This is a genomic window from Bacillus clarus (assembly GCF_000746925.1).
Taxonomy (GTDB): Bacteria; Bacillota; Bacilli; order Bacillales; family Bacillaceae_G; genus Bacillus_A; species Bacillus_A clarus.
In genome coordinates this window covers 2977194-2999569 of record NZ_JMQC01000008.1, presented here as the reverse complement: position 1 = coordinate 2999569, position 22376 = coordinate 2977194, and the positions used below count along the sequence as shown (strand labels likewise).

Annotated in this window: 22 protein-coding genes; 9 read left to right on the top strand and 13 right to left on the bottom strand. The window is 35.9% G+C overall.

Annotated elements, in window-relative coordinates; genetic code table 11:
• Positions 1-13: 13 nt before the first annotated feature.
• The 5 genes from rbsD to DJ93_RS16230 all read right to left on the bottom strand — a co-directional run bounded on the left by rbsD (position 14) and on the right by DJ93_RS16230 (position 4524).
• Complete coding sequence (gene rbsD, locus DJ93_RS16250; RefSeq protein WP_042981940.1) at positions 14-409, bottom strand: D-ribose pyranase; 396 nt, start codon at positions 407-409, stop codon at positions 14-16.
• On the bottom strand, positions 406-1302 hold the full coding sequence (rbsK, locus tag DJ93_RS16245) for a ribokinase (RefSeq protein WP_042981939.1): 897 nt from the start codon (positions 1300-1302) through the stop codon (positions 406-408). The genes rbsD and rbsK overlap by 4 nt, the downstream gene beginning before the upstream one ends.
• 13 nt (positions 1303-1315) lie before the next feature.
• Positions 1316-2287 carry a ribose operon transcriptional repressor RbsR gene (rbsR, locus tag DJ93_RS16240; RefSeq protein WP_042981938.1) on the bottom strand — a complete coding sequence of 324 codons (972 nt, stop codon included), beginning with the start codon at positions 2285-2287 and terminating at the stop codon, positions 1316-1318.
• Positions 2288-2432: 145 nt separating this feature from the next.
• Positions 2433-4046: an MDR family MFS transporter gene (locus DJ93_RS16235; protein WP_042981937.1), complete on the bottom strand. Its 1614-nt coding sequence runs from the start codon at positions 4044-4046 to the stop codon at positions 2433-2435.
• A 19-nt stretch (positions 4047-4065) separates the two neighbouring features.
• Positions 4066-4524 (bottom strand): MarR family winged helix-turn-helix transcriptional regulator, encoded by a 459-nt coding sequence (locus DJ93_RS16230; RefSeq protein ID WP_042981936.1) that lies wholly within the window; start codon positions 4522-4524, stop codon positions 4066-4068.
• A 271-nt stretch (positions 4525-4795) separates the two neighbouring features.
• Here DJ93_RS16230 and glpT point away from each other — a divergent pair, with 271 nt between their 5' ends.
• The 6 genes from glpT (at position 4796) to opp4A (ending at position 12066) form a co-directional block, all read left to right on the top strand.
• On the top strand, positions 4796-6145 hold the full coding sequence (gene glpT / locus DJ93_RS16225) for a glycerol-3-phosphate transporter (RefSeq protein WP_042981935.1): 1350 nt from the start codon (positions 4796-4798) through the stop codon (positions 6143-6145).
• 293 nt (positions 6146-6438) lie between these two features.
• Positions 6439-7458: an ABC transporter ATP-binding protein gene (locus tag DJ93_RS16220; RefSeq protein ID WP_042981934.1), complete on the top strand. Its 1020-nt coding sequence runs from the start codon at positions 6439-6441 to the stop codon at positions 7456-7458.
• The gene (locus DJ93_RS16215) at positions 7445-8371 is read left to right on the top strand and encodes an ABC transporter ATP-binding protein (RefSeq protein ID WP_042981933.1); all 927 of its coding nucleotides are present in this window, start codon (positions 7445-7447) and stop codon (positions 8369-8371) included. Before DJ93_RS16220 ends, DJ93_RS16215 begins: the two co-directional genes overlap by 14 nt.
• Positions 8372-8385: 14 nt before the next feature.
• Positions 8386-9354 (top strand): oligopeptide ABC transporter permease, encoded by a 969-nt coding sequence (gene opp4B, locus DJ93_RS16210; protein WP_042981932.1) that lies wholly within the window; start codon positions 8386-8388, stop codon positions 9352-9354.
• Positions 9355-9372: 18 nt separating this feature from the next.
• Entirely contained in the window at positions 9373-10278 is a 906-nt protein-coding gene (locus tag DJ93_RS16205; RefSeq protein ID WP_042981930.1) for an ABC transporter permease, read from the top strand.
• A gap of 12 nt (positions 10279-10290) precedes the next feature.
• The gene (gene opp4A / locus DJ93_RS16200) at positions 10291-12066 is read left to right on the top strand and encodes an oligopeptide ABC transporter substrate-binding protein (RefSeq protein WP_042981929.1); all 1776 of its coding nucleotides are present in this window, start codon (positions 10291-10293) and stop codon (positions 12064-12066) included.
• Positions 12067-12177: 111 nt separating this feature from the next.
• On the opposite strand, the gene DJ93_RS16195 is transcribed toward opp4A, so the two are convergent.
• From DJ93_RS16195 to DJ93_RS16180, 4 genes are all read right to left on the bottom strand, one after another.
• Positions 12178-12282: a DUF4027 family protein gene (locus DJ93_RS16195; protein WP_042984221.1), complete on the bottom strand. Its 105-nt coding sequence runs from the start codon at positions 12280-12282 to the stop codon at positions 12178-12180.
• A 219-nt stretch (positions 12283-12501) separates the two neighbouring features.
• Positions 12502-12924 carry a universal stress protein gene (locus tag DJ93_RS16190; RefSeq protein WP_042981928.1) on the bottom strand — a complete coding sequence of 141 codons (423 nt, stop codon included), beginning with the start codon at positions 12922-12924 and terminating at the stop codon, positions 12502-12504.
• A gap of 66 nt (positions 12925-12990) precedes the next feature.
• Positions 12991-14442, bottom strand: coding sequence for a SulP family inorganic anion transporter (locus tag DJ93_RS16185; RefSeq protein ID WP_042981927.1), 1452 nt, complete (start codon positions 14440-14442; stop codon positions 12991-12993).
• A gap of 153 nt (positions 14443-14595) precedes the next feature.
• Positions 14596-15846, bottom strand: a complete 1251-nt coding sequence (locus DJ93_RS16180) for an ArsR family transcriptional regulator (RefSeq protein WP_042981925.1) — start codon at positions 15844-15846, stop codon at positions 14596-14598.
• 177 nt (positions 15847-16023) lie between these two features.
• Here DJ93_RS16180 and DJ93_RS16175 point away from each other — a divergent pair, with 177 nt between their 5' ends.
• Both DJ93_RS16175 and DJ93_RS16170 read left to right on the top strand, forming a co-directional pair.
• Positions 16024-16701 (top strand): response regulator transcription factor, encoded by a 678-nt coding sequence (locus DJ93_RS16175; RefSeq protein WP_042981923.1) that lies wholly within the window; start codon positions 16024-16026, stop codon positions 16699-16701.
• A gap of 11 nt (positions 16702-16712) precedes the next feature.
• Positions 16713-18083, top strand: coding sequence for a sensor histidine kinase (locus tag DJ93_RS16170; RefSeq protein ID WP_042981922.1), 1371 nt, complete (start codon positions 16713-16715; stop codon positions 18081-18083).
• A 41-nt stretch (positions 18084-18124) separates the two neighbouring features.
• On the opposite strand, the gene DJ93_RS16165 is transcribed toward DJ93_RS16170, so the two are convergent.
• On the bottom strand, positions 18125-18649 hold the full coding sequence (locus tag DJ93_RS16165) for a dihydrofolate reductase family protein (RefSeq protein ID WP_042981920.1): 525 nt from the start codon (positions 18647-18649) through the stop codon (positions 18125-18127).
• A 106-nt stretch (positions 18650-18755) separates the two neighbouring features.
• On the opposite strand from DJ93_RS16165, the gene DJ93_RS16160 reads away from it, so the two are divergent.
• Positions 18756-19697, top strand: coding sequence for a helix-turn-helix transcriptional regulator (locus tag DJ93_RS16160; RefSeq protein WP_042981919.1), 942 nt, complete (start codon positions 18756-18758; stop codon positions 19695-19697).
• A 54-nt stretch (positions 19698-19751) separates the two neighbouring features.
• Here DJ93_RS16160 and DJ93_RS16155 read toward each other — a convergent pair whose 3' ends face one another.
• From DJ93_RS16155 to DJ93_RS16145, 3 genes are all read right to left on the bottom strand, one after another.
• Positions 19752-21176, bottom strand: a complete 1425-nt coding sequence (locus tag DJ93_RS16155) for a DUF4367 domain-containing protein (protein ID WP_042981917.1) — start codon at positions 21174-21176, stop codon at positions 19752-19754.
• Positions 21142-21699, bottom strand: coding sequence for an RNA polymerase sigma factor (locus DJ93_RS16150; protein ID WP_042981915.1), 558 nt, complete (start codon positions 21697-21699; stop codon positions 21142-21144). The genes DJ93_RS16155 and DJ93_RS16150 overlap by 35 nt, the downstream gene beginning before the upstream one ends.
• 206 nt (positions 21700-21905) lie before the next feature.
• Positions 21906-22340: an HIT family protein gene (locus DJ93_RS16145; protein ID WP_042981913.1), complete on the bottom strand. Its 435-nt coding sequence runs from the start codon at positions 22338-22340 to the stop codon at positions 21906-21908.
• Positions 22341-22376 lie beyond the last annotated feature (36 nt).

Here is a 22376-nt window from a genome sequence, read left to right as displayed (position 1 = left end):
TCACATCCCCTTGTTAAAAAATCACGCCCGCATGTAAAATAACATTCGCATAAGGCGTTGCTTCCCCTGTACGAATGATTGCTTTCGCCTGCTTCGTACATTCTTTAAATTCTTCATGAGTTACATATTCAAATGCAGGCTCTTTTAATCGCATTTCGATTTCCTTATTTACCTCTGCATTATTTGTGATAACCTCTTCTGCCAATGTTAATTTCTCAATTGCCATATCATCAGCAACAACTTGTAATACATCTAAAAAACTAGGTTTTCCAATTTCAACTGCTAAATCAATTCGCTTTACGCTATCAGGTATTGGCAACCCGCAATCAGCAATTACGATTGTATCCGTATGTCCTAGTGAAGCGAGGACTGCTGCAATTTCGCTATTTAATACACCATGCTTTTTCATCCGACAATCACCTGTACTTCTCGTACTTTTTCCCTCGTTGGCATACCACCTTGCGCCCCGAGTTTCGTTACAGAAAGACCACCTGCAATATTTGCAAAGCGAATTGCCTTTTGTAATGTTTCACCTTCTGAAAGCGCAACTGCTAATGCACCGTTAAATGTGTCACCAGCACCTGTCGTATCCACTACTTCTACAGAAATGCTCGGAATGTGAACAATTTCTTTACCGTTATGAAAGCGAACACCTTTCGATCCTTCAGTCATTAATAATTTATTTGGATACTTTGCAAGTAACTCTTCAATTGGCGTTGTGAAATCATTTAATACGATGCGGCATTCATGTTCATTTGGTGTAATGTACGTCGCCTTTTCTAAAATATCTTCTGATAAAACTTGTGCCGGAGCCGGATTTAACATCACCGGAATCTTATGTTCTTCACAAATAGCAAGAACGTATTTTACTGTTTCCAATGGAATTTCAAGTTGAAGAACAACCATATCCGCTTTTACTAAAAGATCCTTCGAACGATCTACAATTTGTTCATTCACAAGACGATTTGCACCTTGTACAACGACAATACTGTTATCCTCTTCGGCTAAAACGATATGAGCGATTCCTGTCGTTTCATATGTAACCGGTACCACATAATCGATAAAAACACGCTCATTCTCTAAATTTTTTCTAACTACTATACCGTAATCATCATTTCCTACTGCTCCAACCATCGCTACATTCGCACCTAATCTAGCTGCAGCAACTGCTTGGTTCGCTCCTTTTCCACCTGGGATCGTATGGAATGCTTCGCCAATTACTGTTTCTCCTGCTTTCGGCCGTTTTTTTGAAACAGCCACTAAGTCCATTGAAATACTACCTACTATTGCAATATTCGGCATCTGTTTCCCCTCCTTATTTCGTTGTATTTCGTTCTATAATTTCAATCGGTAAACGATGATGCTCTACTTCTAATGTATTGCCTTCCATTTGTTCTAACAATAATTCTGTTGCAATTCTCCCCATCTCATAAATCGGTTGTGCAACTGTCGTAATAGATGGATACATCATTTCTGTTAAAGAAATCCCGTCAAATCCGATAATTTGTAAATCTTCTGGAATAGACATACCTTTTTGGAGCGCAGCCTTTACAACACCAATTGCAATTAGATCATTCCCGGCAACAATTCCATCAATATGCGGGTATTCTTCTAATAATTCCATCGCTACACGCTCGCTATTAGCTGGATCAAACGTACTCTCTGCAATCATATAAGAAAGATTATGTTGTGTAATAATATCTACAAAACCTTCAAAACGTTCATTAGCTGTACTCACATCACGTGGTCCGCGAATATGCGCAATATGTTTACACCCTTTATCTAACAGTAATTTTGTCGCAGCCTGACTCCCTGCATAATTATCTGCATATACAGTAGGAATACGCTCATTAAACATTCGGTCAATTGCGATAACTGGCACAGATAAACTCATGTAATTCACACTATTTTGCGGATTCGTCGCTACAATAAACCCATCAACGTTATTTTGTCTAAGTACATCAATATATTGCTTCTCTTTTTCTAAACTTTCATCAGAATTACAAAGTACAACTGTATAACCTTGTTTATGCGCTACATCTTCTACAGCACGTGCAACTTCTGGAAAGAATGGATTCACGATATTCGGAACGACTAAGCCAATTAAACGAGACTTTTTATTATATAGTGAACGAGCTACTGTACTAGGTTTGTAATCTAATAACTCAATCGCTCGTTCCACTTTCTTTAATGTATCCTCATGAACATAACCGTTTTTATTTAAAACTCTGGAAACGGTCGCAACAGATACTCCCGCTAATTTTGCAACATCTTTAATCGTACTCATTCTTTTCCCTCTCCATTTCATGTAACCGTTTACAGAAAATAATATAACGTATTTATAAAAATACGTCAATCATTTCTCTTAAAAAAAGCTTTAAGGTTATACTGTAAATAAAAAAGCATCACCATAAGGCGATGCTTCTCTTCAATTATGAATACGATACATTTGTTTCTTTTTCTTCTACAGCAGGTTCTTCTGCATCTTTTTTACGATCAGAAAGTTTAATCTTCTGTAAGAAAAGTGTAAAGACCGCACCTACTACAATAAATACTAACCCTGTTAAAAATACCGTATGAAGTGAATCCACTAAAGAGTTTTTCAAAATTGGTACGATGCTATTAGCAAATGTTTCTGGCATTTGTTTTAATGCCTCTGGACTAAAGAGCATAGAATACAAACCTTGTGGATCCGTATGAATCATATCTTTAAACTTCGTTACCATTTGTCCCGCTTCTTTCGGGAATGTATCTAATACAGGTACTAATTTATTTGTTAATGTTGTACCTGAAGTATTATTCATAATTGATCCTAAAATTGTAATACCAAACGTTCCACCAATTTGACGGAAGAATTGACTTGATGATGTTACAACACCAAGATCTTTTTTCGGAAAACTTTCTTGCAATGCTAATGTTAATGTTGGCATAACAAGACCCATTCCTAAACCGATAACCATCATATAAGAAGTCGCAGTAAGCTTAGTTGTGTGCATATCCATCGTTGTTAATAACCAGAAACCACCAGCCATAATAAGCATCCCTGTAATAATTTGTGGCTTCACACCGACTTTTAATACAAGTTGACCACCGATAATACTCATGACAATCATTGTAATCATCATTGGCGTCATAATCGTTCCTGATTCAGCAGCACTTACGCCTACAATTCCTTGCATGAAGAATGGTACGAACATAATAGCACCAAACATTCCGATACTCATAAAGAAGCCAATCGCATTTAGTAATGTAAATGTACGATTTTTAAAGAAATGCATCGGTAAAATTGGTTCTTCTGCTTTTGTTTCAACAATAACAAAGCTAACGATACCCATGACAGCTAATGCAAATAACCCAATAATTTGCCAAGAACCCCATGCGTAATCTTTCCCGCCAAATGTTAACGCAAGTAATAAACTTACAACTCCGAGAATCATCGTGAAGATTCCAGCGATGTCAATTTTTATTGGTCCTGTTTGTTTATGTGATTTTAATCCCATTGCGATAAAGATAGTTGCCAAAATACCAACCGGTAAATTGATATAGAATACCCATCTCCAGTTAACTGCATCTACAATCCAACCACCAACTTGTGGTCCAATTACAGAAGCAAGACCATATAAAGCTCCAAAAATCCCTTGCCATTTTGCACGTTCTTTACCCGTGAACATATCCCCGATAATAATCATAGCCATTGGCATCATAATACCGCCGCCAAGACCTTGAATACCACGGAAAATAATTAATTCTGTCATACCGTTTGCCATACCACATAACGCTGAACCAATCATAAAGATAACTAGCCCTGTTATATATACGTTACGACGTCCAAGTAAATCCGCTAATTTACCTGCAATCGGTACGACCGTTGTTGATGTTAACATGTAAGCTGTCGTTAGCCATGTCATTAAACTTAATCCGCCTAGTTCACCGACAATACGCGGCATTGCTGTACCAACGATTGTTCCGTCCAGTGCAGCAAATAGCATAGCGATTACTAAACCGATTAACAACAACTTTCTATTTTGATTTTCTTGTTGTTCCATGTAATCTCCTCAATTCCTCTTAGTTTTTCTCTTTTTTCTCAGGTGTCCTGCAAATAATTTCCTCTAACTTTTCGAATAGACGTAATAAATCTTCTCTTTCTTGCAATTCTAATTGGGAGAAGTATTTTGCAATATGCTCATTACGAGCTGCCATCGCCTCTTCTAATGTATCTTTCCCCTTTTTCGTTAGCTCAATGACAACAACACGGCGATCATCTTTATCGTGATAGCGCTCTACCAATTCATGATCAATTAAACGATCAATCATCACTGTAATCGCGCTCGGTTTTACATACATTTTCTTCGCTAATGTTGTCGCTCTTGAAGCTCCGTAATGATCTAAAATCTTCAAAATATAAAACTGTGGTGGTGTAAGTCCTGATGCTTGCATTTGTTCTAATAACTCTGTTTGCATTTTCTTTCCTATCGTAAATGCTAGAGCTTGGATTTTATCAATATGAGTCATATCATTTGGCATGTTATCCACCTCTTATTTAAACAATAAAATATTTAATGTATTTAAATATTAACCCTGAGAACAAAATCCGTCAACACCTTTTATTTATAAAAACGTTTACATTTTTGTCACAAAGTTGTATAATTTTCGTCGAAGTTAATATTGACAGTCACGGAGAATGAGAGTATAAGGCTATGAATCATAAAAAAGGAAACTTTTTTTATATTTCATGGCCTTTTTGTATTCTCGCTGTCTAAAAACGCTTCTAATAACAAAGGAGGATTTTCAGGTTATGTTTTTAACTCAATTATTTAAGCCTGCGCCGCATACAGAACGCTTGCCTGCTGATCGTGTTGATAGTGAATATCGCAAATTGCGTTTGCAAGTATTTTTAGGCATTTTCATCGGTTATGCAGGTTACTACTTTGTTCGAAAGAATTTTTCACTAGCAATGCCATATCTTATCGAACAAGGTTTTAGTAAAGGGGAACTTGGCGTTATCCTTTCAGCAGTATCGATCGCCTATGGATTAAGCAAATTTATTATGGGTATTGTATCCGACCGTTGTAACCCTCGCTATTTCTTAGCAGCTGGGCTATTTTTATCAGGTATCATTAATATTATTTTCGGTTCATTTTCTTTCATTACAACGAGCATTATACTCATGTTTGTACTTCAATTTTTAAATGGATGGGTACAAGGTATGGGCTGGCCCCCTTGCGGTCGTACGATGGTTCACTGGTTCTCTATTAGTGAACGCGGTACGAAAATGTCTATTTGGAACGTCGCTCATAATGTCGGTGGAGCACTAATGCCTTCTCTCGTTACATTAGGCCTATATTTATTTGCAAATGACTGGCAAAGTATATTTTACTTCCCAGGTACTCTTTCAATTTTAGTTGGGATTTATGTATTAATTACGATGCGTGATACTCCTCAATCTTGCGGGCTACCATCCATTGAGGAACATACTGGTGAACATCCACCAGATGAAAAAGTAAAAGATCGCGAACGTGAACTTTCGGTAAAGGAAATTTTATTTACATACGTATTAAATAATAAATTTTTATGGTACATCGCTATCGCTAACGTATTCGTATACTTTGTCCGCTACGGTGTTGTAGACTGGGCTCCTACTTACTTAGTAGAAGAAAAAAGCTTTACTCATAGTAGCTCTCGTACTGCTTATGCCCTATATGAATGGGCTGGTATTCCAGGTACACTTCTTTGTGGATGGATGAGTGATAAACTATTTAAAGGACGCCGCGCACCTGCCGGTATTTTATTTATGGTCGGTGTATTCATTGCCGTTCTCGTATACTGGCTAAACCCTGCTGGTCATCCAATGATTGATAGTATCGCACTTGTCGCAATTGGATTTTTAATTTACGGGCCAGTTATGCTAATTGGTCTACATGCTCTTGACTTAGCACCGAAAAAAGCTGCTGGAACTGCAGCTGGTTTAACTGGCTTCTTCGGTTATCTAGGCGGAGCAGCATTTGCTAGTGCTGCTATGGGCTTTATTGTAGATGCATTCGGATGGGATGGCGGGTTCATCTTATTACTTGCATCTTGCATACTTGCCATTGTTTTCCTTGCTCTTACTTTAAATACAGGCTCCTCGAAATCAAAACAAGCTTAAATCTTGCAAGACTAAATATTATATTTCACAAAAAACGAGAGACAGTTCTTTCCAGAACACCTCTCGTTTTTTCTACATATACCGCTTTTTTCTTACAAATAATTCATTTTCCCCCTCATTATTTTGTTAACGCTTTCAGATGTCTTTTCGCTTTAACTTCAGCTATTAAATTTTTATATAAAAAGATTTTTGAATATTTTCTCAACTTATTCTTGTCAAACTATGTCAATTTATATTAAAATAGCAACAACATACAAAATATTTGGTTTTTTCAGAAAGATGGAGGGATAGCCATGAAGAATCCACTTCTTCGTATTGAAAACTTGCAAACTTCCTTTCGTATACAAGATCAGTATCATGCGGCAGTTGATAATGTATCCTTAACTGTTCATGAAAATGAAATTGTTGCTATTGTTGGTGAGTCAGGATGCGGAAAAAGTGCACTTGCCCTTTCCATTATGCGTTTGCATAATGAAGCAAATACAAAATTACAAGGGCAACTTTACTATAGAGATAAGGATTTACTGACTATGTCAGCCGCAGAAATGAATAAAGTACGCGGATCAAACATCGGTATGATTTTCCAAGAACCTCTTACAGCTTTAGATCCTCTTATGACAGTTGGAAAACAAATCGAAGAAAACTTAGACTACCATACAAACCTATCAAAAGCAGAAAAGAAAGAACGCACCTTAGAACTACTCCATCAAGTTGGTATTCCAAAACCAGAACTTACATATAAACAATACCCACACGAATTATCTGGTGGAATGAGACAAAGAATTGTTATCGCAATTGCAATTGCTTGTAAACCCGGACTTATTATTGCGGATGAACCGACAACCGCTCTTGACGTAACAATTCAAGCACAAATTCTAGACCTATTAAAATCTATCCAAGAACAAACGAAAATGGGCATCATTTTAATTACACATGATTTAAGTGTTGTCGCTGAAACGGCTGATCGCATCGTCGTTATGTATGCAGGACAAATTGTAGAAACAGGAACGGTTGAAGAGATCTTTAATAACCCTCTTCATCCATATACACGTTCCTTATTAAACTCTATTCCATCTGCATACGCTGAGAAAGAAAAATTACATGTTATTCAAGGGGTTGTTCCTTCATTAGCGAAACTTCCTCGCATGGGTTGCCGATTCCAAGCTCGAATTCCATGGGTTAGACCAGACCAACATGAAGAAGATCCCGTTTTACATGAAGTAAGGCCAGACCATTGGGTACGTTGCACTTGCTACAAGCATTTCAACTTCCAAGATAAGAAAGGAGATGACGTAACTCATGGCACTGCTTAAAGTAGACGATTTAAAAGTACACTTTCCAATTAAAGGTGGTATTTTCGGTCGCACATTAGACTACGTACGGGCTGTTGATGGTGTCAGTTTTGAATTACAACCTGGTGAAACGTATGGAATCGTTGGGGAATCCGGGAGTGGCAAATCAACAACCGGAAAAGCAATTATGCACTTAACGAAAGCGACAGGCGGTAGCATTCATTTTAATAATAGAGATTTAACAAAGTTAAGTCGCTCTGAACTAAGAGAACAACGAAAAGATATTCAAATGATTTTCCAAGATCCATATTCATCCTTAAATCCAAAGAAACGCGTTATGGATATTATTGCAGAACCACTTCGGAATTTTGAGAAACTCTCACCTGATGAAGAGCGTAGAGCTGTTCAAGATTATCTTGATAAAGTTGGGTTAAATCCAGAGTCTATTTATAAATATCCACATGAATTTTCCGGTGGACAAAGACAGCGGATTGGTATTGCACGCGCACTTACATTAAAACCGAAGCTTATTATTGCAGATGAGCCAGTATCTGCACTTGACGTATCTGTACAGGCACAAGTATTAAACTTCTTGCAAGATTTACAAGCTGAACTCGGACTAACATACTTATTCATTAGTCACGATTTAGGTGTAATCCGCCATATGTGCGACCGTATCGGTGTTATGTATCGTGGACGACTTGTTGAAGAGGCAACCAGCTCCGAGATTTATAAAAATCCGCAGCACATCTATACGAAGCGCCTAATATCAGCAATTCCTGATATTCGTCCAGAAAACCGAGAACAACAACGTAAACTACGTCGTGAGGTAAGTACTGAATACGAGAAATCATACGAAAATTATTTCAATGAAAACGGTCGTGCTTACGATTTAAAACCAATCTCGCCAACGCACCGGGTGGCATTACCATAAGGGAGTGATAAAACATGTGGAAGTTTATACTACGGAGATTTTTAATTATGATTCCGCAAGTATTTTTATTAAGTGTACTAGTCTTTGCTCTTGCTAAAGCAATGCCAGGTGATGCATTAAGTGGCGCTGAACTAGCAAACCCGAAAGCAGATCCAAAAATAATTGAAGAACAACGTGAGAAATTAGGTTTAAATGACCCTCTTCCTACTCAATATGTACACTGGATTTCCAATGCTGTGCAAGGGGATTTCGGTATTTCATATGCTCATAAATTAAAAGTAACAGATATTATCGGAGAACGCCTTGGGAATACGATATTGTTAGCTCTTCTTATTCTTATTCTTACTTACTTAATTGCAATCCCACTTGGTGTTATAAGTGGACGTTGGAATGATACGTGGGCTGATCGACTCATTACACTCTATAACTTTTTAGGATTCGGTACACCACTCTTTATTTTCGGATTAGTAATGCTATTCTTATTCGGATTTTTATATCCAATTTTCCCTACGAGTGGTAGCGTTGATCCGCAAGTTACAGCCGGAACATTTGATTACTATGTAAGTAAATTCAATCATATGATTTTGCCAGCTTTATCTGGGGCATTAATTGGAACAGTAGGAACTGTACAATATTTACGAAGCGAAATTATTGATACGAAACATAAAGATTTTGTACGCACGGTAAAAGCAAAAGGTGTACCAGAATCTAAAGTATATTCAAGACACATTTTACGAAATTCATTTTTACCAATCGCAGCATTCCTAGGCTATGAAATTACAGGTTTAGTTGGGGGCTCTATTATTCTAGAAAATATTTTCGGCTATCCAGGAATTGGCCAACTATTTTTCCAATCTATCACTCAACGTGATTTCAGTGTCGTAACTGCTCTTGTATTATTTACTGGATTCGCAACGCTACTTGGAACTCTTCTTTCCGATATTATTCTAAGCATCGTTGATCCACGTATTCGTATTGATTAATGGAGGTGAAGAAACGTTATGTTAGCAAATCCTGAAAAACAAACTGAAGTCATTCATTACGAAAAAAGCCCTTCTGGTTTCTCCATTATGTGGCGTGAATTTCGTAAAGATAAACTAGCAATGTTTTCACTATTCTTTTTAGCACTAATACTACTAGCCGTTTATGCAACATCTTTTATTATGAAGCAAGAGGACATTGTCCGAGTTGATTTATTTGCTATTTACGATCCTCCCTCCGCTGAACATTGGTTAGGAACTGATTACGGGGGCCGGGATATTTTCGGACAATTAATTATTGGTACACGTAACTCCTTTACAGTTGGTTTATCCATCACTCTTTTAGCAACCCTTATCGGTCTTACGATGGGACTAATTGCTGGTTATTTTGGAGGTGTTGTAGATAACATCATTATGCGTTTTATCGATTTCATGATGATTTTACCATTCTTAATGATTGTTATCGTGTTTATCTCACTCGTTCCAACTTTCAACATTACAACATTTATTCTCATAATGACCGCTTTCTTATGGGTCGGAAAAGCAAGGCTTATACGATCTAAAGTATTGACTGAGAAGGAACTGGATTACGTATCTGCATCAAAAACGTTAGGAACACCAAATTGGAAGATAATCTTCCAGCAAATATTACCTAATTTAAGTTCTATTATCATCGTAAATATTACATTAAATCTTGCTGGTAACATCGGGATTGAGTCTAGTTTAACTTACTTAGGATTCGGTCTACCAGAAAGCACACCGAGTCTTGGTACACTTGTAAGTTACGCAACAAACCCAGATGTATTGCAAGAAAAATGGTGGATTTGGTTACCTGCATCAATCATGATTTTAGTGTTGATGCTGTGTATAAATTTTATTGGTCAAGCGTTAAAACGTGCGGCTGATGCAAGACAAAGAAAAGGATAAGGGGTGGACGGTATGAACAAACCAAAATTTTACAAAGTATTAAGTACACTTGCAGCTTCGACATTATTACTATCTGCATGTGGGGGTGCTGATAGCAGTAGTAAACAAACGAGCAATACAAAGAAAGTGGAAACAGATAAATTTAGCTCTGCTGTAAAAAATGATAATAAAGAAATTAAAGATGGATCATTAACATATGGACTCGTTTCAAATTCACCTTTCGCTGGTGTTTTAAGTAGAGTTTTATATGAAGTTGCTCCAGATGCTGAAGTTCTAGATTTCTTCGATGAAGCATTATTATCTACAGATAAAAACTGGGAAATCAGTAACGATGGTGCTGCAACTTATAAGATTTCAGAAGATAAGAAAACAATTACAATTTCAATTAAAGATAATGTAAAGTGGCATGATGGTAATCCTGTAACAGCTGAAGATTTAGAATATTCTTACCTCATCATTGGTAGCAATAAATATACAGGAATCCGTTACGATACACAAATGCAAATGATTGAAGGAATGGAAGAATATCATGCTGGAAAAGCTGACAAAATTTCTGGTATTAAAGTAGTTGATCCAAAAACCATTTCCATTACTTATAAAGAAGTAAACCCTTCTCTGAAAACAGGTATTTGGACATACCCTACCCCTAAAAAATATTTAGGTGATGTACCAATTGAAAAGCTTGCTGAATCTGATAAAGTCCGTAAAAATCCAATTGGATTTGGACCATTTAAAGTTAAAAAAATGGTTCCTGGTGAATCCGTTGAGTATGAACGTTTCGACGATTACTGGGGTGGCAAACCTAAGCTGAAAAATGTAACTTTAAAAGTTGTAAATCCATCTATTGTTAGTGCATCTCTGAAAAAAGGTGATATTGATATTGCAGCAATTACTGCTGATCAATATCCGAACGTAAGTAAATTAAAAAATACACAACTAATTGGTAAAACTGACCTTGCTTACACTTATATCGGATTTAAGTTTGGACATATGGACAAAGCAAAGAACGAAGCTGTGATGGATAAAGATAAGTTCAAAGACGTTCGTTTACGTCAAGCGATGGCATATGCTATTGATAGAGAAAAATTAGCAGAAAAAGTATATTACGGACTTCGCGTTCCAGCTAACTCTCCAATTCCACCATCTATGCCTAAGTACCATAATAATAAAGTTGGTGCATATAACTTAGATGTAGATAAAGCGAAGAAATTATTAGATGAAGCTGGATATAAAGATAAAAACGGTGATGGATTACGTGAGGATCCACAAGGTAATGAATTTAAAATTAACTTCTTAGCTAGTAGCGGTTCTCAAACAAGTGAGCCACTTGCGAAATTCTATATTCAATCTTGGAAAGATATCGGTTTAAAAGTAGAACTTGTTGATGGACGCTTACACGAATTTAATGCATTCCGTGACATGATTAAGAAAGATGATCCGAAGATTGATATTTTCTCTGGTGCTTGGAACACTGGTTCTGACCCTGACCTTTCTGGCCTATGGGGCAAAGATGCTGGATTTAACTATCAACGCTGGGTAAATGATGAAAATACGAAGTTATTAAACGAAGGTTTATCTGCAAAAGCTGCTGATGATAAATATCGTAAAGAAGTATACGATAAATGGCAAAAATTAATTCATGACGAAGCACCAATGATCCCAATTCATTACACATTCGATTTAACAGGTGTAAATAAGCGTGTTAAAAATTATGATGTTGCTCCTGGTGTAAATTCATTATGGAAAGACGTTACCGTAACAAATGAAAAACCAGAAGTAGAAAAATAAGCATAAAATAGCTCTTAGCATTTACTTACATGCTAAGAGCTATTTTTTACTTACAGTTCTTTTCTTACTATTTATGACAACCAATTCCTTTCCCTACTATTAAAACATTTGCTAAAACATCTTTACTAAAACAGCTAACATAACAGATCCAGCGAATCCACCTAAACAAATAAGACTTACCCCTTGGCTATATGATAAATTTTGAAATCCCTTCATTTCTTTCATCCTCCCTATCTCCTCTTTGATACTCTTATTTTATCAATGGAATAATTTTCATAACATCGATTTTACTGACAACTACCTTACAATTTTGTAAGTTAACGATTTTTTCAACTTATATCTCTATTATTTCCACATTTCAAACTCCTTTATACATAAAAAAGACCTCGAATTATATCAAGGCCTTGCTTACGCTACAGAATATTTCATTCAATTTTATTTTACAATCATCACCGGACATTTCACACGCTTTGCTATTTTATGACTTACACTACCGAGTACCATTTCTTGCAATGTATTTAACCCCCTACTTCCAACAACAACAAGATCGATATCTCCTGTATTTACATATTGAACGAGCGTATCTCCAGGATCACCATGTAGAATCGTAATCTTATAGGAAACGGCCTCTCTCTTTAATAAAGTCTCAATTTCTTTTAATTTATCTTTTCGACTAGCTGAAATTGTTTCCAAATCTGTTTGTCCTTGTATAATATCTGATTTCGCCGTTCTATTATCTACTACATATACAACTTCAACGTTTGTTTCTTCACTGAATTTAGCAATATGTGTAGCATGCTGTGCCGCACGAAGTGCATGTCCAGAACCATCACACGCTAGTATAATCTGCTTGTACATATGCTGAAGCTCCTTTCATTATCCTACTCGTATTATAATATAAAGCCCCCTAAAAAGGGGGCTTTATTAACTAGCAATTCGTTTATTATAAGTAGCTAACTTTGCAACAAGTTTTGAGCTACGTTCATTTAATCCTGTTATCTTTACTTTCACACCACTTTGCTCATACTTCATAACAACTTTATCAATTGCAGCCACGGCTGAATCATCCCATACGTGTGCATGAGTAAAGTTCATCTCAATTTCCTTTACATCTTCTTTATGCTGAAATACATTTATAAAATCTGCCGTAGATGCGAAGAATAGTTGGCCGTGAATTTCGTATATTTTCTTATTTTCAATATATAAATGTTTCACGTGAATCTTTGCCATATTAAATGCAATTAAAACGGCACTAATTACCGTCCCAATAATAACGCCTAATCCTAGATTATGTGTGATAAGAACAACAACAACTGTTACGATCATAACAAAAGCATTCCCTTTTGGTACTTTATGAATCGTCGCTACAGAGTTCCAATCGAACGTTCCAATGGAAACCATAATCATAACAGCAACTAAAGCAGCCATCGGAATATGAACAACGTAATCACCTAAAACAAATAGCAATACGATTAAAAAGCCACCGGCTACAAACGTCGATAATCTCCCGCGACCACCCGATTTAATATTAATAACAGATTGTCCAATCATCGCACATCCTGCCATTCCTCCGAAGAACCCAGCGACAATGTTTGCAATACCTTGGCCACGCGCTTCCTTATGTTTATTACTTTCCGTATTTGTCATATCGTCTAAAACCGAAGCTGTTAATAATGACTCTAGTAACCCAATAATCGCAAGCATAACTGAGTACGGTAAAAGAATACCTAATGTCTCTAGTGTAAATGGTACATCAGGAATACGAAAGAACGGTAATTCTTTCGGTAAGCTTCCCATATCTCCTACTGTTTTCAACTGCAATCCGCTCATAAGTGCAATGCTTGTCACAATAATAATTGAAATAAGTGTAGACGGTACAGCTGTTGTAATACGTGGAAATACATATATAATTACAAGTCCTAACGCTACAAGTGCATACATTTGCCAAGTTGCATTTTTAAAATGCGGTAATTGTGCTGTAAAAACTAAAATTCCAAGTGCATTTAAAAAACCACTCATAACTGATTTAGGGACAAACTTCATAAATGAACTGAGTTTGAACACGCCAAAAATAATTTGGACAATACCTGTTAATATTGTCGCAGCAAATAAATATTGCAAACCGTGATCTTTAACGAGCGTCACCATTAATAATGCCATTGCACCTGTTGCAGCTGAAATCATTCCAGGTCTTCCACCAACAAATGAAATTGTAACCGCAATACAAAAGGCTGCGTATAATCCAACGGTCGGATCCACGCCTGCAATAACGGAGAAAGCTATCGCTTCAGGAATTAAAGCTAAAGCAACAACAATACCCGATAACACATCCCCTTTCACATTAGAAAACCAGTCATTTTTTATCGTTTGAAACAAAGTACCACTCCTCTACTCTTTTATAATTTGATTTTCCCCATAAGAAAATCAGGGCCGACTGCACGAAGGCTATTATATAACGAATAGAAGATTTTTTTCTATGTAAAAGTTTCCTAAAAAAAAGAACGCTGCCTTATGCAGCGTCTTTCTCATTTAATGCCCACCATGCCCTTCGCCATTTTCTTGAATAATCTCTAACCTCTCATCTAATATACCTTGGGTTTCAAATGAAATATTTTCAGTATTCCCTAATAAAAATCCATGATTATATGGACCGAGTGTTGGATCGTCTTTGAATTTCGGCTGAATAGTAGCAAGGAAGTCATACACTGGTTGTGAAGCTTTACCTTCCTCTAACACTACAACAGGTGCGTGTTTACCCATATGTGAAAAAGGTGCTCCCGCAATTGCTAATTCTGGTGTTTTGCTTGAAACAAATGACAAACCGTGACCTGGTTTCGTGAATCCCCAGCCAAATTTTGTTTTTTCATCTTTAAACTTCGCAAATGCAATAGAATTTTCTATTGGAGTCTCTCCACTAATACGCGTTACTTTCCCGTATTTACTTAACTCTTTTTCTACTTCTTTTGAAACAATTTTTTCTGGTCCTAACACATATATATTTGCTTTATCTTTTCTCATCTTTAGCGCCTCAATTGTCGCTTCTGGCACCTTGTCTTTTTCTACATATAAAAGAGGTTCAGGCATATGAGAAATCCAATTTACGGCTGGTGTTGTATATAAACGCCCTTCTTCCTCAGACGAACCGATAATAACGCTATTTGGATAATTTCCTGTTATATCGGCATACTCTTTATCAACATCTTTTGCAAATTTAGCTGGATCCGTTTCTTTTATTTGCTTTACTTTATAGTCTTTTAATTGCTCGAGTGCAGAAGCACCTACCTCTCCCATCACCATAATTTGTGTTCCATCTTTCGTTCCGAGCGGATTTAATCGTTTTATTTCTTTTAATGTCATTTCTGGCACCGTTTCTTTTTCTATAAATAAAATCGGTCCGTTATTCGGATGGTGAATAAGATCGGCACTTGCAATGCCTAATTGCCACTCGTTAGATGGCACTAAAATGACTGCTCCTGGTTGATTCTCTTTATGCGTTGCTGGCCATATTGTTTGTGATGTTAACACTGCCATTTGCAAAGGATCATTCGTATTTAATCTCGTTATATTTTTTAAACTTGTCGTTAACAAATCATTAGCTGCACCTGCATTCATTTCTTTCGGTGCGTTCACCTCATGGTTCATCTTCATTTCCTTTTGCTGCTCGTTCTTCTTCTCTTTTGTAGATTCATGATTTTTATGATCTGTATTCGTTTGTCCGCATGCCGCAAGGCCGGCTGCCATCATTATTGTAACGCCCAAAATTCGGGTTGTTTTTTTCATCATATCGCCTCCATGCTTATCATTTTCGAGCCAATACCCTTTACCGAAAATATGGATTTCAACTATACGATAGCAGGCAATTCTGAAGAAATTATGCAGACGCATCATAATCTGCACCATTTCTTCACGATTTTGCATTACACTTTAAGTAATGAATACAAATATGGAGGGTACTCTATGACTGATATATTACTCGTAGATGATGAACCGAGAATGTTAGAATTATTAACGCTCTATCTTACTCCAATCGGATATAACTGCGTATGTACCACATCAGGAGAAGAAGCTATTTCATACATAGAAAATCAAAACTTTAAATTTGTTTTGCTCGATATTATGATGCCGAAAATGGACGGATGGGAAACGTGCAAGAGAATTCGCTCATTTAGTACGGTTCCCATCATTATGGTAACGGCTCGTGATCAAACGGTAGACGTCGTTCAAGGGTTAAAAATCGGAGCAGATGATTATGTTACGAAGCCTTTTCATGAAGAAGAACTTCTCGCACGAATCGAAGCTGTCTTACGGCGCACAAATCAACATGAACAAATACAATATCACAGCATCTTATGGGATGAATCAAAACATTTCGTTTCTGTCCATAATCAAGAAATCTCCCTTACGCCAATAGAATTTTCTTTACTTGGATTATTTTTACGCCATATAAATTACGTACTAAACCGTGAGCAGCTTATTGAACAAATTTGGGGTTTCAATACGAATACTGAGGATCGTACAGTCGATTCACATATTCGTAATTTACGTGATAAGTTACGTAAAGCAAGCTTTCCAATCGATCACCATTTAAAGACGGTGTATGGAATAGGTTATCGATGGATCGATATTGAAAATTGAGGGGTTACACGATGAAGCGAATTTCTATTCAACTCGGATTTTATTTTTTAATTGTTACACTTTTAATTGAAAGTGTCCTATTTGTCTTACTCTATTATAGCCTTGTGAATACGAGGGTAAATGAAGAAATGACGGCACTATTAAAGCGTGGAAATAGTCATCGTGACGTCCTTGAGAAGTATTTTGACGGGCAAACAATCTCACATATCGCCTTAATGGAATCAGAAGCGGAGACGACCGTTGTTATTACAAATACGAATAAAGACATATTAGCAAAATCAAATGAAATCGATGCTACTGTAAGAAAACATATTAAAGGGATGAAAACAAGTACGGATCATAATGGGGCAATTATAGAAAACCATTGGAAAACATCTAATTATATATGTACAGTTAGCCCAATTGTAGTTGAGGGAAAAACAGAAGGTTATGTTTATATGTTTCTCGGAACGGAATCCATCGAAGAAATGATTAATGGACTAAAGAGACAATTTATTATCGCTGGCATTGTTACTTTCTTATTCACAGCCATCACAATTTTTCTATTATCACGCTTATTAACAAAACCGCTGCTACACATGAAACAAGCTACTGAAAAAATGAGCAAAGGTGATTTGTCGGTTTCATTAACAACGAATCGTAACGATGAGATTGGTGAACTAGCACAGTCTATTCAAACTCTCGCAAATGATTTGCATTATATGAAAACTGAAAGAAGCGAATTTTTAGCAAGTGTGGCTCACGAATTAAGAACACCTTTAACGTATGTAAGAGGCTATGCTGACATTGCATTAAAAGAAAACACGACACCTGAGCAACGCCTACGATATGTATCCATTATAAAAGACGAATCTGATTATATTACGAACTTAGTACAAGATTTATTTGTTCTTGCTCAAATGGAAAAACATAGCTTTTCTATTCAAGTAAAGAAAGTTCATTTACAAGCATTTCTTACTCGTATCACTACAAAAGTAAACGTTATGTATGGAGAAAAACATATTAAAGTTTCTTTCACATGTCCTTCTTCGCTCTCAGTAAGCCTAGATGAGCAACGTTTTGAACAAGTTATCGTTAATATTTTAAACAATGCGTATCGACATTCAAAGATGTATTCTCATATACAAATCTCAGTTACAGAGAAACAAACACATGTTGAGATTGCAATTACAGACGCAGGTGAAGGCATTCCGGAAGAAGACCTACTTCATATTTTTGACCGCTTTTATCGCGTTGATAAAGCGAGATCACGAGCTACAGGTGGAACTGGCCTTGGGCTTGCTATTGTGAAAGAAATTGTGGAACTACATGGCGGGAATATTGCTGTAACAAGTGAAGTTGATCATGGGTCTTGCTTTACGATTTCATTACCATCCGTATAATAAAACACGACTATACATCGATAGTCGTGTTTTATTATCATTTAGGATTTCACTTTATAATATAGGTTTACAAATTGTCCAAAACGTTTTGTATCCATTAAAGTTAAATCAATTTGCGGATTTTTTTCTTTAAATAACGGAATACCCGAACCTAATATATGAGGTGTAATCGTAACAATATATTCATCAATTAAATTACTCTTAAAGAATTCTCTCAGTAGACTCCCTCCACCGACCATCCATATTTTAGATCCTTCTTGCTCTTTTAACCTTTTCGCGAACTCCACTATATCTTCATTTACAAACTCCACATGTTCATTCGAACCTTTTTCTGAATTAGTAAAGACGTAACATTTTTTATCCGAGTACGGAAATGTTTCCGTATGCTCTACCACATAATCGTACGTTCTCTTTCCCATGATTATTGTATCAATCGATTCATACATCTCTGTATAACCGTTGTCTCCCTCTCCTTCCGTTTCGATTAACCATTGTAAATCATCATCTTCTTTCGCAATAAACCCATCTAAGCTCGCTGCAATAAATAAAACAATTTTACGTGACATATTCTTTCCTCCTTATAGCTTATATTGATAAAATCATTATGTAAGCACTATACTAATCGTAAAACATGACAAGTAATGTCATGTTAAAAAGAAACAGGTGATATATTTGTCAAAAGCAAAGCGTTTATTAGATATTCTTATATTTGCTTCTGCAAAAAGAACATTTACAGCTCAGGAAATAGCTGATGAATTTAATATTTCCGTTCGTACTGTCCATCGCTATATTTTAGATTTAAGTGATATGGGTTTACCCATTTACGCTGAACAAGGTCGTAACGGAGGCTATAAAGTATTAACAAGTAACATGCTTCCCCCCATTTTATTTACCGAAGAAGAAGCGGTCTCCATCTTTTTTGCATTTCAATCTTTAAGCTACTATCGTAATTTGCCTTTTAATACAGAAATCAATTCTGTAACTCATAAACTGTATAGCTCTCTACAAAATGATGCGAAAGCTAAAGTTGATAAAATACGTTCTTATATCGCTTTTTGGAATCCAAAAAGAACCATTGATACACCACTTTTAAAAGAGGTTTTAGAAGCCTCTATTGAAGATAAAAATTTACGCTTTCAGTATGAATCCAAATCTGGAACGAAAACGAAACACGTTCATCCTATTGGTGTATATGCTCACGATGGTTTATGGTATTTACCATCCTATGACTTTAGTAGGCGAAAAGTATTACTGTATCGTGTTGATCGTATTCTTTCTATATTATCAACGGAAGAAAATAAAGATACGTTCATGAATTTAGAAGAATGGTTTTCCTCTAACTCTAACGTAGTAAACATTCCTACTCAGTTACATGTTTTACTAACAACAGAAGGTGTGCGCCAATGTAAAAGCGTTCCTTACCTGGAAGAGTTCGTTGTAGTAAACGCAGATGGGACAGGATATATAAATTCAACAATTGATAAAGGGGAAATCAATTTTATTCCCCCTTTATTTTATAGACTTGGAAAAGATGCAAAAGTTTTAGAACCGAAAGAATTAATAGATGGTTTACGCATACGTGCGAAAGAAATTTTAAATATGTATGGAGACTAAAAAAGTTGCTAAATATAAGCAGCTTTTTTAGTCTATTTGTTCCTATTGCTTTTACTATTGACGAATATCAATCCACCAACGATATTCCGCATTCATATTTTCAGTGCCACCAACCCCTCTGTAATGGAAAGCATCAAGGAAGATTGAATCTAGTTTATCCTCATCTACAAAATAACCTAAGTTAACCTTCATCGTTTGTCCTGGTGAGATACTACCAATATTGTAAAAGCTTTTTCCGTTTCCGTGAGGTTCTAGATAATCAACTTCGCCCGTTAGAATACTTGTTTCGGCAATTCCATCTTCTTTAGCGTAGTTCCATGCATTACCTTCAGATTTAAGCAATTTTATGGATGGATGCATATAGATTTCTTTTGTCGACTTTTTACCTATATTTTTCACTGTTGTGGTTAAGTAAACAAATTTAGGATTAACTAATTTTGATTCTACTAATTTATCAATTGAATCTTTACCATTTCCGAGTTTATATTCATCCCGTCTGTATGGTAGCAATTCTCCTATCTGATTTAAAGCCTTATTCTTGCTTAGTATTTCTAAGCCAAGTTCATTAAAGTTTTCTTGTTTAAAATCTTTGATTGAATCAAAAACTTCAACTTTTTCTATAACATATTCAATTTGGCTGTTATCCATGGTTATAGTTACTGGAATCTTTTGACCTACACTAAATAGTCGTTTACTATCTTTTTTCAAAGGAATAACGCTAGTTTTTTTAGGTTTATCTGCTTTGCTAAAACGATTTTCATCATAATCTGCTATATGTGATGCATTTTCTTTTGATGTGGGCTCAAGTGAAATGTTCCCTAACACATTCATCATTTGTTCCTCATTTACATCAGTTCCAATATAACTTTGTAACATAATCCCCTCTTTCTCAAAGAAGAGAAAAACCTCCCTGTCGAACATTAAATTGTTGTTTCCAGTTTCTTTATGAACAATTACTGCTTTCCTCCCATTTATCTCTTTTTCTTCGTAACTTTTCGAGTATAGAGTTTGAAAATCCGAATTCCCCCCTACTCTCCAAAGAGCGAATGAAAATCCCCCCTTTGCATAGTTATCTTTAAATGAATATTTCATAGCAGTGTCATCAATTGCTTCCATATTTTCTGGTAATTTACCGACTTTCAACTTATACCACTTGTCAATCTTTTGCGAGTCCTTATTTGTTACTGAAACATTTACTTCATAATTTTGTTTTTGAGCAATCATATCATAGACTTTTACTGCACCAAAAACAGTTGTCGGCATACCAATCAATAAGCAGGCAGCAGCGATTAACATACGATTTCTTTTACGTTTGGCCTGTGGTTCTCCACCTTTCAGCTTAATTTCCTCCATAAACAATTTCTTTTTGCGCGTATATGTATCTGAAAATTCATGTTGTTCTTCCAGTTTATCAAAATCATCTAAAGCAATTTTTTCAGCAAGGTCATATATTTCTTTGGAGTTCTTTGAATTCGTCATTTGGTATACCTCCTATAATATTTTGTACTCGTTTTCGAGCGCGCTCAAATTGCTTGCGGACATTTACCTCAGTTATCTCCATTACATTTGAAATTTCTTGATAAGTTAAGTTATAGAAGACTTTATACTTAAAAACTTGTCTGTTAGATTCATTTAACGCTTTTAGCAATGTATCAATTTGAACCTCAGACATTAAACGTTGTTCCCACTCTTCAATATTTCCATCTACTACTTCTGTTGATTCTCTTTGATATTCTTCTAAAAATATTTCATGTCGTTTATTTTTCCGGTAGCTATCAATCGCTTTGTTTTTCGCAATTCGCAAAATGTAGCGTTTAAGTTCTTGAGTGTTCAAATTATGGAGCTTTTCCAAATTCTTATAAAGAGTAATAAACGTCTCTTGAACTGCATCTTCAGCCTGCTGAATATTATTTAAAATAGAATAAGCTACATAATAAATTTTTTGTTCATACAACTCGTATAGCTCTTCCATCTTTTCATAATCTTTGTTTGTAAATTTCATATAATTCCTCCTCTCACTCTATATAACGAATGGGCGATATACTTTGTGACACTGAAGACATGAATGTGGAAAGTCGTTAGTAGCTTCATATTCGTCATATTAAAATCGAATAAATAAGTAAAAAAAGCCCAATTTCTCTATTTTAACTGAGAAATTGGGCTTTTTAATATTAGAAATCCCTGACCGTCTCCTTAAGAGCATCCCTCTTACGCCTTTTCGATATGTATTATTTGCTCTATCGCTTCTTTTAACAAATTCTTTGTCTCTTCCAAGTTATAATTCTTCTTTTCTCCTAGCTGTACCGTATAAAACTCGGCAAACGAGCGCTCTTTATATCTTGGTACGACATGCATATGGTAATGTGTTAACTCGTTAAAGATTCCACCATTTTGGCAAATTGTAATTCCGTCAGGTTCATATAATGCCTTAATCGATTTTGCAATCAGCTTAGAAGCATCCATAATGGATTTTGCTACACAATCATCTAATTCGTCTACTTCTACAACATGTTGCTTTGGCACAATTAAAGTATGTCCTGGATAGAAAGGTTCATGATCTAAAAAACATGTTACATAGTCATCTTCATATATTTTATATATAATTTCTTCTTCGTTGGCTAATTTACACCCTAAACATTCCATCATATTTCCCCCTTTATTAAAAACATAAAAACGTGA

Excerpts from the sequence above, each read along its gene's own strand:
- DJ93_RS16235 (WP_042981937.1), bottom strand. The coding sequence starts at position 4,046 with ATGGAACAACAAGAAAATCAAAATAGAAAGTTGTTGTTAATCGGTTTA.
- DJ93_RS16215 (WP_042981933.1), top strand. The coding sequence starts at position 7,445 with ATGGCACTGCTTAAAGTAGACGATTTAAAAGTACACTTTCCAATTAAA.
- DJ93_RS16165 (WP_042981920.1), bottom strand. The coding sequence starts at position 18,649 with ATGTCACGTAAAATTGTTTTATTTATTGCAGCGAGCTTAGATGGGTTT.
- opp4A (WP_042981929.1), top strand. The coding sequence starts at position 10,291 with ATGAACAAACCAAAATTTTACAAAGTATTAAGTACACTTGCAGCTTCG.
- DJ93_RS16145 (WP_042981913.1), bottom strand. The coding sequence starts at position 22,340 with ATGGAATGTTTAGGGTGTAAATTAGCCAACGAAGAAGAAATTATATAT.
- DJ93_RS16230 (WP_042981936.1), bottom strand. The coding sequence starts at position 4,524 with ATGCCAAATGATATGACTCATATTGATAAAATCCAAGCTCTAGCATTT.
- DJ93_RS16195 (WP_042984221.1), bottom strand. The coding sequence starts at position 12,282 with ATGAAGGGATTTCAAAATTTATCATATAGCCAAGGGGTAAGTCTTATT.
- glpT (WP_042981935.1), top strand. The coding sequence starts at position 4,796 with ATGTTTTTAACTCAATTATTTAAGCCTGCGCCGCATACAGAACGCTTG.
- DJ93_RS16220 (WP_042981934.1), top strand. The coding sequence starts at position 6,439 with ATGAAGAATCCACTTCTTCGTATTGAAAACTTGCAAACTTCCTTTCGT.
- DJ93_RS16190 (WP_042981928.1), bottom strand. The coding sequence starts at position 12,924 with ATGTACAAGCAGATTATACTAGCGTGTGATGGTTCTGGACATGCACTT.
- DJ93_RS16175 (WP_042981923.1), top strand. The coding sequence starts at position 16,024 with ATGACTGATATATTACTCGTAGATGATGAACCGAGAATGTTAGAATTA.
- DJ93_RS16170 (WP_042981922.1), top strand. The coding sequence starts at position 16,713 with ATGAAGCGAATTTCTATTCAACTCGGATTTTATTTTTTAATTGTTACA.
- DJ93_RS16150 (WP_042981915.1), bottom strand. The coding sequence starts at position 21,699 with ATGAAATTTACAAACAAAGATTATGAAAAGATGGAAGAGCTATACGAG.
- rbsR (WP_042981938.1), bottom strand. The coding sequence starts at position 2,287 with ATGAGTACGATTAAAGATGTTGCAAAATTAGCGGGAGTATCTGTTGCG.
- rbsD (WP_042981940.1), bottom strand. The coding sequence starts at position 409 with ATGAAAAAGCATGGTGTATTAAATAGCGAAATTGCAGCAGTCCTCGCT.
- rbsK (WP_042981939.1), bottom strand. The coding sequence starts at position 1,302 with ATGCCGAATATTGCAATAGTAGGTAGTATTTCAATGGACTTAGTGGCT.
- DJ93_RS16155 (WP_042981917.1), bottom strand. The coding sequence starts at position 21,176 with ATGACGAATTCAAAGAACTCCAAAGAAATATATGACCTTGCTGAAAAA.
- opp4B (WP_042981932.1), top strand. The coding sequence starts at position 8,386 with ATGTGGAAGTTTATACTACGGAGATTTTTAATTATGATTCCGCAAGTA.
- DJ93_RS16205 (WP_042981930.1), top strand. The coding sequence starts at position 9,373 with ATGTTAGCAAATCCTGAAAAACAAACTGAAGTCATTCATTACGAAAAA.
- DJ93_RS16180 (WP_042981925.1), bottom strand. The coding sequence starts at position 15,846 with ATGAAAAAAACAACCCGAATTTTGGGCGTTACAATAATGATGGCAGCC.